Raw genomic sequence first — 11,779 nt, forward strand, 5'->3', positions numbered from 1 at the left:
GCCCCGCGACCGGGAACGGTCGCGGGGCCCCTGCCGCCGTACGGGGTACGGGACGGTCGTCACTCGCCGGCGATGGCGGCCTCGGCGTCGAGGGTGACCGCGACGGCCTGGATCACCGAGGCGATCTTGAAGGCCTCCTGGATCGTCTCGCGGTCGACGCCGGCCTTGCGCAGGACCTGCTCGTGCGAGTCCAGGCACTGGCCGCAGCCGTTGATCGCGGACACCGCGAGGGACCACAGCTCGAAGTCGATCTTCTCCACGCCCGGGTTGCCGATGACGTTCATCCGCAGGCCCGCGCGCAGGGTGCCGTACTCCGGGTCGGAGAGCAGGTGCCGCGTGCGGTAGAAGACGTTGTTCATCGCCATGACCGCGGCGGCGGACTTGGCGGCGGTGTACGCCTCCGGCGAGAGGTTCGCCTTCGCCTCGGGCTCCAGCTCACGCAGGACGCGCGGGGAGCGGGCGGCGATCGCGCAGGACAGGACCGTGCCCCACAGCTGCTGCGGCGGCAGGTCGCTGTTGCCTATGACAGAACCGAGGTTCAGCTTCAGGTCCTTGGCGAAGTCCGGGACGGACGCCTTCAGGGAGTCGAGGGACATCCGTCACTCACCGGCCAGCAGCGCGCCGGCGTCGATCGTGGCGTCGCCCTTGTTCCAGTTGCAGGGGCACAGCTCGTCGGTCTGCAGGGCGTCGAGGACCCGCAGGACCTCCTTGGGGTTACGGCCCACGGAACCGGCGGTCACCATCGAGAACTGGATCTCGTTGTTCGGGTCCACGACGAAGACGGCGCGCATCGGCAGGCCGTCCTCGCCCAGGATGCCCAGCTCGGCGGAGAGCTCGCGCTTGATGTCGGACATCATCGGGAAGGGCAGGTCGCGCAGGTCGGCGTGGTCCTTGCGCCAGGCGTGGTGCACGTACTCGGAGTCGAGCGAGAAGCCGAGGATCTGCGCGTCGCGGTCGGCGAACTCGTCGTTCAGCTTGCCGAAGGCGGCGATCTCGGTGGGGCACACGAAGGTGAAGTCGAGCGGCCAGGCGAAGATGACCTTCCACTTGCCCTCGTAGGTCTTGTGGTCGATCTGCGCGAACTCGGCACCGGCCTCGAGCGAGACGCAGGCGGTCAGGTCGAAGGCGGGGAACTTGTCACCAACAGTGAGCACGCGCTCTCCTTGTTCAATGGAAAAAGACCCCTTTTGGGGGTTTTCCGATGGGGTTGGACGTGTCTCACATGCTGGCACAACCTGCATTGATTATGGAAATAGCTAGTCTTGCTGCGGGTGATCGGAGGTACCTATCAGTGGCGGTCGGTAATAGGGGAGCGAAGCAACCGACTCTCGCTCAGCTGCGCGCCTTCGCGGCGGTCGCCGAGCACCTGCACTTCCGCGACGCCGCAGCGGCCATCGGCATGAGCCAGCCGGCGCTCTCCGGCGCCGTCTCCGCGCTGGAGGAGGCCCTCGGCGTGCAGCTGCTGGAGCGCACCACGCGCAAGGTGCTGCTCTCCCCGGCGGGCGAGCGGATCGCCGCCCGGGCGCAGGTGGTGCTCGACGCCGTCGGCGGGCTGCTGGAGGAGGCCGAGGCGGTACGGGCCCCGTTCACCGGGGTCCTGCGGCTCGGGGTGATCCCCACCGTGGCGCCCTACCTGCTGCCGACCGTGCTCGGCCTGTTCCACCGGCGCTACCCGCGGCTGGACCTCCAGGTGCACGAGGAGCAGACCGGCTCGCTGCTGGAGGGGCTGGCCGGCGGGCGCCTGGACCTGCTCCTGCTGGCGGTGCCGCTCGGCGTGCCCGGTGTGAGCGAACTGCCGCTCTTCGACGAGGACTTCGTCCTGCTGGCCCCCCGGGACCATGCGCTGGCCGGCCGCCGGGACATCCCGCTGGAGGAGCTGCGCGACCTCCAGCTGCTGTTGCTCGACGAGGGCCACTGCCTGCGGGACCAGGCCCTGGACATCTGCCGGGAGGCCGGGCGGACCACCGGGGCGGACGTCACCACGACCGCCGCCGGGCTGTCCACGCTCGTACAACTGGTCGCCGGGGGACTGGGGGTGACGCTGTTGCCGCGTACCGCGCTGCGGCTGGAGACCGCCCGCAACGAGTACCTCTCCACCGGCTACTTCGCCGAACCGGCGCCCTCGCGGCGGATCGCCCTGGCGATGCGCACGGGGACCGCCCGCCAGGAGGAGTTCGCGGCGATCGCCGCCGCCCTGCGCGAGGCCGTACGCCCGCTCCCGGTGTGGCCCACCGACCAGGGGGAGTCGTCGGCGTCACCGGGAACGGGCGTACGGGTCCAGGGGCGTACGGGCGTCACTCCGTACGCAGGCCGTCCGGGCGCATCAGGCGCAGCAGCGGCGGCAGGCTGAGCAGGGTCACCGCGGCGACGACGCCCGCGCCGACGCCGGTCATGCCGAGGACCGACGGCCAGTCGATCCGGACCGGTTGGGCGGCCATCGACATCAGGACGGCTCCCAGTCCCACGCCCGTACCGGCCGCCAGCACCAGGCCCACCACGATCGGCACGGCCGTCTGCCACAGCACCGACAGGCTCAGCGTGGAGCGCTTGGTGCCGAAGGCGACCAGGGAGGACAGCAGCTTGCGCCGCTCGCGCAGCTGCTCCAGCTGGGAGACGAACAGGCTCCCGCCGATCAGGACCAGCACGGCGGCCGCCCCGAAGAAGAGGCCGGTGCGGATCGAGGAGAAGCCGGCGGCCTGGGTGCTGTGCCGCAGCGTCATCGCCGTGACGAACGGGTCCGCTCCGAAGACGGCGTTCCGCGCCCGGTCCAGGGCGTCCGGACCGGACTCGTCGACCTGGACGAAGATCCGCGCGTCCGGGAAGTCGCCGATCTCCTTCGGCGCGGCCGACGGGGTCACCAGCAGGCCGCTGCGTAGCTGCCCCGTGGGGTCCTCCCGGCTGGCGACCGTGCGGGCGCCCGCCGGGACCGTCCACTTCGCCGGAGTGGGGCTGTCGGCCGCCGCGGCCTCGTACCGCCTGACGTTGCCGACGAACAGCTCGTCGCCGGGCTCGGCCCTGCCCCCGTAGAAGGCGTCGGTCGAGGGGGAGCCGGTCACGACGAAGGCGTCGCCCTCCGTGCACGAGTCGAGCACCGCGACCTCGCCGAGCGCGTCGCAGGTGCCGATGGTGACGTCAACGGTCTCCTCCTCCGCGGGCAGCTGGTGGGCCGCCTGCGTGGAGGTCAGCGGGACGGCGCGGGTGACGCCCGGTACGGCGGCGATCCGCTCGGCGAGGTCCGTGCCGGTCCCGTCGCGGCCGTGCAGCAGGACCGCGACGGCGGCCCTCTGGGGATCCTGGCCGGTCGGCTCCGTGTAGTCGCCCTCGACGCCGGCGAACAGCATCTGCAGGGCGATGGCGCCCGCGACGGCCACGGCGATGCCGTTGACGAGGCGGGCGGCGGCGCCGCTGTCGACCTGGAGGCGGCGTACGGCCAGCTGCCAGGAGACCGGGCCGCCGCAGACCTTCCCGACGAAGCGCTCCAGCAGCCACGGCAGCAGGGCGGTGATCCCGACCAGCAGGAGCACCACGCCACCGCCGACCTGCCACTGGTTGAACCTGCCGTGGTCGTTGCCGCGGCCGCCCATGGGCAGGAGCAGGCCGATGCCGACGAGGGGGAGCAGCAGCCGCCACCAGATGCGGCGCCGGGAGGGCTTGGCCGTGCGGACGACGCCGAGCGGTTCGATGACCACGCCGCGCAGCGCGAACAGCGTCACGGCCACCGCCGCCGCGGGCACCGCCACGGCGACCAGGGCGGCCAGCCACGGCGCCGGGTCGAGGTCGGCGGGGAAGACGCTGCGCTGGCGGAGGCTGACGCTGCCGACCAGGGAGCGGCCGACGGCGAAGAAGCCGGTGCCCAGGACCAGGCCGACCAGGGAGCCGGCCAGCGCCTCGCCGGCCGCGATCCGGCGCACCATCCGGCTGTCGGCGCCGACCAGCCGCAGTGCGGCGAGCCTGCGGTCGCGCCGCTCCCCGCCGAAGCGGACGGCGGTGGCGATGAACACGGCGACGGGCATCAGCAGGGCGACGAAGGTCAGGACGACCATCAGCATGAGGACGGGGTCGAGGCCGTCGCGCTGCGCGTCGTAGCCGAAGGCGGTGACGCGGCCGACGCGGTAGTCGTCCGGGCCGTTCTTGGCGAGGCTGTCGCTGCCGAGGTAGAAGAACAGCTCGCCGGGCCCGACCAGCCCCGCATCGCCGATCGTCTCGCTGACCGGCCCGTCCAGCCGTTCGCGCAGCAGGGCGCCCTCGGAGGACTTGAGCAGCTCGCCCAGGGCGGGGGAGACGGCCATCTCGCCCGCGCCGGGGATCCTCTCCAGGCCGGGCGGCAGCGGGGCCCGCGGGCCCTCGGCCCGCAGCGCGTACCCCTCGATGTCCTTGCCGCGGTAGGTCTGGTTGATCCGGGTGATGAGCAGGGTGTCGGGCCCGGGGGTGTCGGCCTGCGCGGTGCTCGTCGTCGAGCGGGCGTCGCCGCGTTCGTAGCGTGCGGCCAGGGCGCCGGGGATGGCCGTGCTGATGAGCAGCAGCGCGACGCCGAGGCCGACGCCGACGCCGGTGAGGAGGGTGCGGGTCCACCCCTCGCGGCCGCCGCCGAAGGCGAAGCGGGCGCCCATGCCGAGGTCGCGGGTCCACGTCCGCAGCCGGCTCATACGATCCGCTCCATGTCGCGGGACCTGCCGTCGCGTACGACGATCTCGCGGTCGGAGTAGGCGGCCACGCGGGTCTCGTGCGTGACGAGCACGACGGCGGCGTTCGCCGACCTGGCGGCCTCCGTGAGCAGCTGCATGACGAGTTCGCCGTTGAGGGAGTCGAGGGCTCCGGTGGGCTCGTCGGCGAAGATCACCCGGGGGCCGGTGACGAGGGCGCGGGCCACGGCCACGCGCTGCCCCTGGCCGCCGGATATCTCGCCCGGGCGCTTGGCACCGAGGTCCTCCACCTGGAGCTGCTCCATCCAGTGCAGCGCGGTGCGTTCGGCCTCCTTGCGCTTGACGCCGGTCAGGCGCAGCGGGAGGGCGACGTTCTCCACGCAGGTCAGCTCCGGCACCAGCTGCCCGAACTGGAAGACGAAGCCGAACTCGGTGCGGCGCAGGGCGCTGCGCTCGGCGTCGTCGAGGGAGGTGAGCTCGCGTCCGGCGTAGACGATGGAGCCGGAGTCGGGCGGGACGATCCCGGCGAGGCAGTGCAGCAGGGTGGACTTGCCGGAGCCGGAGGGCCCCATGACGGCGACGACCTCGCCGGCGTGGATGGAGAACTCGGCGCCGTCGAGGGCGAGGGTGCTCCCGTACGCCTTGCGCAGGTCCGTGGCGGCGAGCAGGGAGCCGGCCGGGGCCGTCATCGGCGTACCTCCTGGGCGAGTTGGCCGAGGCGGGCGGCGGTGAGCTCCAGCCACCGCAGGTCCGCTTCGAGGTGGAACAGTGCGTGGTCGCAGACGAGCTGGTCGGCGAGGTCGCCCTTGCGCTTGCGGGTCGTCAGCACGCGCATGAGGCGCAGGTGCTCGGCCCGCTGGGTGTCCAGCAGTTCGTCGGCGCGGCGGCCGGTGAGCAGGGCGAGGACGACCTTCGTGTAGAGGGTCGAGTGGAGGTAGGGGTCCGGCTTCTCGGGCTGGGAGAGCCAGGTCTCGACGTCGGTGATGCCGGCGTCGGTGATGGCGTACCGCTTGCGGTCGGGGCCGCCGCCGCTCTCTATGCCGTCGACCTCGACGAGGCCGTTCTTCAGCAGCCGGGACATGGTCGAGTAGACCTGCCCGTAGGCGAGGGGGCGGTCGTGGCCGAACTTCTCGTCGAAGGCCCGCTTCAGGTCGTAGCCGTGGCGCGGGCCGGCCTCGAGGAGGCCCAGGAGGGTGTGACCGATGGACATGCCAGCGACTATACATCGCGTGTATACGCGGAGTGTATAGACGTCCGGTCTGCGGAAACGCGGCAGCCGCTCCCGTGCACGGCACGGGAGCGGCTGTCGGTGGCGCTCGGTTCTCGCTCAGTTCGTGGGTTTCGGCGGCCGGCCCCGGCGGGGGATGGGGCCCGGGCCGGAGGGGAGCCGGCCCGCCTCGGCGAGGGCCCGGCGGAGCAGGAACTCGATCTGCGCGTTGGTGCTGCGCAGCTCCTCGCCCGCCCAGCGGGCCAGGGCGTCGTACACCTGCGGGTCGAGTCGCAGGAGCACCTGCTTGCGGGCCTGGCGGCCCGTGGGCTTCTCCTCGCCGGAGGGGGTCACTGGTAGAGGGTGCCCGTGTTGAGGACCGGCTGGGCGGCGCGGTCGCCGCACAGGACGACCATCAGGTTCGAGACCATGGCCGCCTTGCGCTCCGAGTCGAGGTCCACGATCTCCTCCTCCGCCAGACGGGTCAGGGCGAGCTCGACCATGCCCACCGCGCCCTCCACGATCAGCTTGCGGGCCGCCACGACGGCGCCCGCCTGCTGGCGCTGGAGCATCGCGGAGGCGATCTCAGGAGCGTACGCGAGATGCGTGAACCGGGACTCGATGATCTGCACCCCGGCGGCCTCCACCCGGGCGTGCAGCTCGACCGCGAGCTTCTCGGTGATCTCCTCGGCGTTCCCGCGCAGCGACAGGCCGCCCTCCTCGTGCGCGTCGTAGGGGTACTCGATCGCGATGTGCCGGACGGCGGCCTCGGTCTGCGTCTCGACGAACTCGGTGAAGTCCTCGACCTCGAACACGGCCCGAGCGGTGTCCTCGACCCGCCACACCACGACGGCCGCCAGCTCGATGGGGTTGCCGTAGGCGTCGTTGACCTTCAGGACGGCCGTCTCGTGGTTGCGCACCCGGGTGGAGATCTTCTCGCGCGAGGTCAGCGGGTTGACCCAGCGCAGTCCGTCGGTGCGGATGGTGCCGCGGTAGCGGCCGAAGAGCTGGACGACCCGGGCCTCGCCCGGCGCCACCGTGTTCAGGCCGCTCATCGCGATCACGGAGGAGAGGCCCAGGAGCACCCCGGTCGCGATGAGGGCCACCTTTGCGGCGGTCGCCGCCGCCACCGCCCCGGCCACGACCAGGCCCACGCCCGCGAGGAGGCCGGCCAGCCCCAGCAGCAGAGCCAGCGCACCGCCGACGCTGCGCGCGGTGAACTCCCTTACGCCGTCCGGGTTGGCTATGTGGTTCGTCATGGTTCGCCCCGTTTCTCTGCTCGCGGCCGATGGGGCCGCCTAGCAAAGTGATATCACTTTTTTGCACTATGGCAACCCATCCGCTTATCTGAGCGTCGGTTCCTGTGGTGTGGGTGCTGATTCTCACGTCCGAATTGACCGGAATTAATCCGGATTGGCCAATCTTTGTCACAGCCTGCGGTGTTAGCTTTCTGAGTTGACGTCGGGGGGTAATCGAGCGGAGCGGGAGCGATGGGCCGAGCAGAAGCGCGTAGGGCGCAGCAGCAGCGCGGTGCGCGGCGGGCGCCGAGCGGACGCGCGAAAGGCGCCAAGGGAGGCGGGGGCACCGGCAAGCGCACCGGTATACGCCGCTTCTTCACCTGGAAGAAGATCCTGGGCGCCTTCTTCGGGGTGGTCCTGCTCCTCATGGCCGCGGCGATCGCGCTGTACTTCTCGGTGGACGAACCCACCGACCCCAACAAGCAGGCGACGCTCCAGAGCAACACCTACCGCTGGTCCGACGGCTCGATCATGGCCAACACCGGCAAGATGAACCGCGAGATCGTCACCCTCGACAAGATCCCGCAGGACGTCCGCACGGCCTTCATCGCCATCGAGAACAAGTCCTTCTACCAGGACCGCGGCATCGACCTGATGGGTGTGGCCCGAGGCCTCTTCAACACCGTCCGCGGCAAGGGCACGGCCGGCGGTTCGACGATCACCCAGCAGTACGTCAAGAACTACTACCTGACGCAGGACCAGTCGGCGACCCGCAAGCTCAGGGAGCTCGTCATCTCCCTCAAGGTCGACCAGCGCATGGAGAAGGACGACATCCTCGCCGGCTACCTGAACACCAACTTCTACGGCCGCAACGCCTACGGCATCCAGGCCGCGGCCCAGGCCTTCTACGGCGTCGACGCCGGCCAGCTGACGCTGGAGCAGGGCGCCTACCTGGCCTCCGTCATCCAGGCCCCGAGCCAGTACGACCTGGCGACGGCCGGCCCCAACGGCACCAGGCTGGTCAACATCCGCTTCGACGCCGTCCTCGACAACATGGTCGAGATGGGCAAGCTGGACCCGGAGAAGCGCAAGACCATGACGCTCCCGCCGCCCATCAAGCCCAAGCCCCGCCCGGGCATGGACGGCCAGAAGGGCTACCTCGTCCAGGCCGCGAACGACGAGATGAACAAGCAGGGCATCACCGACGCCATGATCACGGCGGGCGGCTGGAACATCACGCTCAACGTCGACAAGAACAAGCAGTCGGCGCTGGAGAAGGCCGTCCAGGACGAGCTGGAGTCCAAGCTCGACCGCAAGGACACCAAGGGCAGGCCGCAGGACCAGAGCGTCCAGGCCGGTGCGACCTCCGTCGACCCGAAGACCGGCGCCGTCGTCGCGATGTACGGCGGCGTGGGCCTGGAGGAGAAGGCCGCGAGCAACGCCCTGCGCACGGACTACCAGCCGGGCTCGACCTTCAAGCCGATCGTGCTCGCCTCCGCCCTGGAGAACGCCTCCACCACCCAGGACGGCAAGCCGATCACCCCCAACGCCCTCTACGACGGCACGAGCAAGCGGCCGGTCGTCGGCAGCAAGATCCCGTTCAACCCGCAGAACCAGGACAACACCAACTACGGCAACCCGATGATGACGGTCCAGGAGGCGACCAACTACTCGGTGAACTCCGTCTACGCGCAGATGATCGTGGACGTGAAGCCGCCCAACGTGAAGAAGACGGCCCTGGAACTCGGCATGCAGGACCGCGAGGGCTGGCCCGAGGACAAGCCGGCCATGGCGCTGGGCACGATGAGCGCCAACACCCTGGAGATGGCGGGCGTCTACGCCACCTTCGACAACCACGGCAAGAAGGTCACGCCGACCATCATCAAGAAGGCCGAGCACAAGGACAGCGAGTTCACCCCGCAGCAGGCCGTCGGCAGCCAGGCCGTCAGCCGCAAGACCGCCGACACCGTCACCAAGGTGCTCCAGGGCGTCGTGGAGGACGAAGGCGGCTCCGGCAACAAGGTCCGCAGCAGCGCCTACCAGGCCGGCGGCAAGACCGGCACCACCGAGTCCAACGTGGCGGCCTGGTTCACCGGCTACACACCCGAGCTGGTCACGGTCGTCGCCATGTTCGGCGAGGACCCCAACACCCACAACCAGGTCACCCTGACCGGCACCGCCGGCCTCGGGCGCGCGGGCGGCTCCAGCTTCCCCGCCTCGATCTGGAGGGCGTACACCCTCGCCGCCCTCAAGGGCGTGGACACCGGCAAGTTCCAGCTCTCCGAGGCCGACATGGGCGCCGTGCAGACGCCGTCCCGCAGCGCCTCGCCGACGGTCTCGCCGAGCCAGTCCTCCAGCCCGCCGGCCGCCACCAACAGCCCCACCCAGTCACCCACGCAGACGTCGCCGACCCCCACCGCGACGAAGACGGGCGCCACGCCCACCGGGACGACCTCCCCGACGGCCACGCCCACCAAGACGGGCGGCCCCAAGCCGCCGGACCCGCCGGTCCTGGGCGAGCACCCCGACAACTGAGACACAGCGCCGCCCCGCAGCCGAGAAGGCTGCGGGGCGGCGCCGTTTCGTCTGCCGCGGGCGGTCAGCGACGCTCGCCCGGCCCCGGCCCCGGCAGCGGCAGCTCGAACCAGACGACCTTTCCGCTGCTGAGCCGGGTCGCACCCCAGCGCCGGGCCAGCCGGTTGACCAGGAACAGGCCGCGGCCGCCCTCGTCGGTGTCCCGCGCCCGGCGCTGGCGGGGCAGCTGCGGGGAATCGTCGCCGACCTCGCAGCGCAGCACGTCCGTACGCAGCAGACGCAGCGTCACCGGCCGCTCCGCGTACCGGACGGCATTGGTGACCACCTCGCTCACCAGCAGCTCCAGGGAGTCGCTCAACTCCTCCAGACCCCACCGGGTCAGCGCCCGGCGGGCGAACCGCCGGGCCCGGCCCGGCGCGGTCTCCTCCGGGTCCAGGAACCAGTACGCGACGTCACTGGGCGCGATGCCGTCGAACCGGGCCGCGAGCAGCGCGATGTCGTCGTCCCGGTCGCCCGGGCCCAGCATGTCCAGGACGTCGTCGCAGAGGGCCTCCAGCGGCGGCGGGTGGTCCAGCCCGGTCAGCTGCGCCGTGGTGGCCAGGCGCTCGCGGAGCTGCTCGATGCCGGTCCACACGTCCCGCAGCCGCGATTCCACCAGCCCGTCGGTGTAGAGCAGCAGGGTCGCACCCGCGGGCGCGTCCAGCTCCACGGCCTCGAAGTCCACGCCGCCGACCCCGATGGGGGCGCCGGGCGGTACGCGCAGCACCTCGGCCCGGCCGCCCAGGTGCAGCAGCACCGGCGGCGGATGGCCCGCGTTGGCGATGGTGATCCGGTGCGCGACGGGGTCGTAGACGGCGTACATGCACGTGGCCATGCGGTCCGTGCCGAGACGCTGCGCCTGTTCGTCCAGGTGGTGCAGCACCTCGGCGGGCGGCAGGTCCAGCTGCGCCAGCGTCTGCGCGGTGGTGCGGAGCTGGCCCATGATCGCGGCGGAGGTCATCGAGTGGCCCATGACGTCACCGACGACGAGCGCGACCCGGCTGCCGGGCAGCGGTATGGCGTCGTACCAGTCGCCGCCGACCCGGGCCGTCTCGGCCGCGGGCAGGTAGCGGGAGGCCAGCCGCACCCCGGTGGGCTGCGGCAGGCTGTCGGGCAGCATGGTGCGCTGGAGCTCGTCGGCGATGTACGCCTCGCGGCCGTAGAGGACCGCCTTGTCGATGCCGAGCGCGGTGTGGGTGGCCAGCTGGGCGGCGACCAGCAGGTCGTTCTGCTCGAAGGCCGGACGCTCGGGGCTGCGCAGGAAGACGGCGGCGCCGATCACCCGGCGGCGGCCGCGCAGGGGCGCGAGAACCGCCCGGTTGCCGCGCGGCAGCGGATGGTCCATGCCCAGCAGCTCGGGCAGGGCCGCCCGGGCCGCGGCGGACGCTGCGAACACGGGCCGTACGCCGCGCAGCACCTCCGCGAGCGCGCCGCCGGGCAGGATCTCGCACAGCTCGGCCGCGGGCAGGTCACCCTGCGGTCCGACCAGCGGCAACTGGCTGAAGTCGAGCTCGCCGACGGCCCCCGCGGCCCCGGCGAGGTCCATCCCCGCGCCGATGGTGCTGCTGATGTCGGTGAGGTCGTCGATCGGCCGCAGCCGGTCGGTGCGGCGCAGCCTTAAGACGACCGGGCCGACGGGCCGCTCGTCGCCCACCGGGAGAGGATCGCGCAGGTAGACCAGGATGGCGTCGGAGAAGGTCGGGACGGTGGCCCGGCACAGGCCGAGCACGATCTCGTCGAGGTCGATACCGCGGGCGATCCGCCGCGTGGCGGCCCCGACGAAGCGGAGCCGGTCCCCCTCGCGGCGCGCGGCGGTCGCCTCCGGACCGCCCCCGCCCGCCGGTGCGGGCCCGCCAGCCCCGTGGAGGCCCGCCGCGCCGGCCGCGGCGCCCGCGGGCGGCGGGCCGGCCGCCGTGCCGCGGGCGGCGGCGTCGAGGGCCTCCTCGGCCTGCCGGGGGCGGGCGTTGTCGTGGTCGTGCCCCGGGCCGGAGCCGGCGGCCGGCACCTCCGCCGACGCCGCTGCGCGCGGCCGGGGCAGCCCCGAGCCGGAGCCCGCCGCCGAGCGCGCGGCCCGTACGTCGGAAGCCGCCGCGGCGGCCGCCGCGCCCGGCTCGGCC

The 11,779-nt window shown here is 72.1% G+C and carries 10 protein-coding genes; 2 read left to right on the forward strand and 8 right to left on the reverse strand.

Annotated elements, in window-relative coordinates; all coding sequences use genetic code 11:
- Positions 1–59: 59 nt before the first annotated feature.
- Both AVW11_RS33975 and AVW11_RS33980 read right to left on the reverse strand, forming a co-directional pair.
- A complete protein-coding gene (locus AVW11_RS33975; protein WP_060180487.1) occupies positions 60–596 on the reverse strand; it encodes an alkyl hydroperoxide reductase in 537 nt (178 codons plus the stop codon).
- A 3-nt stretch (positions 597–599) separates the two neighbouring features.
- Complete coding sequence (locus tag AVW11_RS33980) at positions 600–1,154, reverse strand: peroxiredoxin (RefSeq protein ID WP_030850437.1); 555 nt, start codon at positions 1,152–1,154, stop codon at positions 600–602.
- A gap of 137 nt (positions 1,155–1,291) precedes the next feature.
- Between AVW11_RS33980 and AVW11_RS33985 the strand changes: the two genes are divergently transcribed.
- Positions 1,292–2,350 carry a hydrogen peroxide-inducible genes activator gene (locus AVW11_RS33985; protein ID WP_225884922.1) on the forward strand — a complete coding sequence of 353 codons (1,059 nt, stop codon included), beginning with the start codon at positions 1,292–1,294 and terminating at the stop codon, positions 2,348–2,350.
- On the opposite strand, the gene AVW11_RS33990 is transcribed toward AVW11_RS33985, so the two are convergent.
- The 5 genes from AVW11_RS33990 to AVW11_RS34010 all read right to left on the reverse strand — a co-directional run bounded on the left by AVW11_RS33990 (position 2,295) and on the right by AVW11_RS34010 (position 7,109).
- Positions 2,295–4,646 (reverse strand): FtsX-like permease family protein, encoded by a 2,352-nt coding sequence (locus tag AVW11_RS33990; protein WP_076046945.1) that lies wholly within the window; start codon positions 4,644–4,646, stop codon positions 2,295–2,297. The genes AVW11_RS33985 and AVW11_RS33990 overlap by 56 nt on opposite strands.
- Entirely contained in the window at positions 4,643–5,332 is a 690-nt protein-coding gene (locus AVW11_RS33995) for an ABC transporter ATP-binding protein (protein WP_030850428.1), read from the reverse strand. The genes AVW11_RS33990 and AVW11_RS33995 overlap by 4 nt, the downstream gene beginning before the upstream one ends.
- Positions 5,329–5,853, reverse strand: a complete 525-nt coding sequence (locus AVW11_RS34000) for a PadR family transcriptional regulator (protein WP_030850425.1) — start codon at positions 5,851–5,853, stop codon at positions 5,329–5,331. The genes AVW11_RS33995 and AVW11_RS34000 overlap by 4 nt, the downstream gene beginning before the upstream one ends.
- Before the next feature lie 117 nt (positions 5,854–5,970).
- Positions 5,971–6,204: a type II toxin-antitoxin system antitoxin gene (locus AVW11_RS34005; protein ID WP_037833764.1), complete on the reverse strand. Its 234-nt coding sequence runs from the start codon at positions 6,202–6,204 to the stop codon at positions 5,971–5,973.
- Positions 6,201–7,109, reverse strand: a complete 909-nt coding sequence (locus AVW11_RS34010; protein WP_030850419.1) for an SPFH domain-containing protein — start codon at positions 7,107–7,109, stop codon at positions 6,201–6,203. The genes AVW11_RS34005 and AVW11_RS34010 overlap by 4 nt, the downstream gene beginning before the upstream one ends.
- Positions 7,110–7,340: 231 nt before the next feature.
- Between AVW11_RS34010 and AVW11_RS34015 the strand changes: the two genes are divergently transcribed.
- Positions 7,341–9,623, forward strand: coding sequence for a transglycosylase domain-containing protein (locus tag AVW11_RS34015; RefSeq protein WP_060180489.1), 2,283 nt, complete (start codon positions 7,341–7,343; stop codon positions 9,621–9,623).
- Positions 9,624–9,687: 64 nt separating this feature from the next.
- Here AVW11_RS34015 and AVW11_RS34020 read toward each other — a convergent pair whose 3' ends face one another.
- Positions 9,688–11,667, reverse strand: a complete 1,980-nt coding sequence (locus tag AVW11_RS34020; protein WP_076046946.1) for an ATP-binding SpoIIE family protein phosphatase — start codon at positions 11,665–11,667, stop codon at positions 9,688–9,690.
- Positions 11,668–11,779: the final 112 nt, after the last annotated feature.

Source organism: Streptomyces amritsarensis (assembly GCF_001953875.1).
In the GTDB taxonomy this organism is placed as follows: Bacteria; Actinomycetota; Actinomycetes; order Streptomycetales; family Streptomycetaceae; genus Streptomyces; species Streptomyces amritsarensis.

Coding starts and splice junctions, on each gene's coding strand:
- AVW11_RS34015 (WP_060180489.1), top strand. CDS start 7,341: ATGGGCCGAGCAGAAGCGCGTAGGGCGCAGCAGCAGCGCGGTGCGCGG.
- AVW11_RS33995 (WP_030850428.1), bottom strand. CDS start 5,332: ATGACGGCCCCGGCCGGCTCCCTGCTCGCCGCCACGGACCTGCGCAAG.
- AVW11_RS34000 (WP_030850425.1), bottom strand. CDS start 5,853: ATGTCCATCGGTCACACCCTCCTGGGCCTCCTCGAGGCCGGCCCGCGC.
- AVW11_RS34010 (WP_030850419.1), bottom strand. CDS start 7,109: ATGACGAACCACATAGCCAACCCGGACGGCGTAAGGGAGTTCACCGCG.
- AVW11_RS33990 (WP_076046945.1), bottom strand. CDS start 4,646: ATGAGCCGGCTGCGGACGTGGACCCGCGACCTCGGCATGGGCGCCCGC.
- AVW11_RS33975 (WP_060180487.1), bottom strand. CDS start 596: ATGTCCCTCGACTCCCTGAAGGCGTCCGTCCCGGACTTCGCCAAGGAC.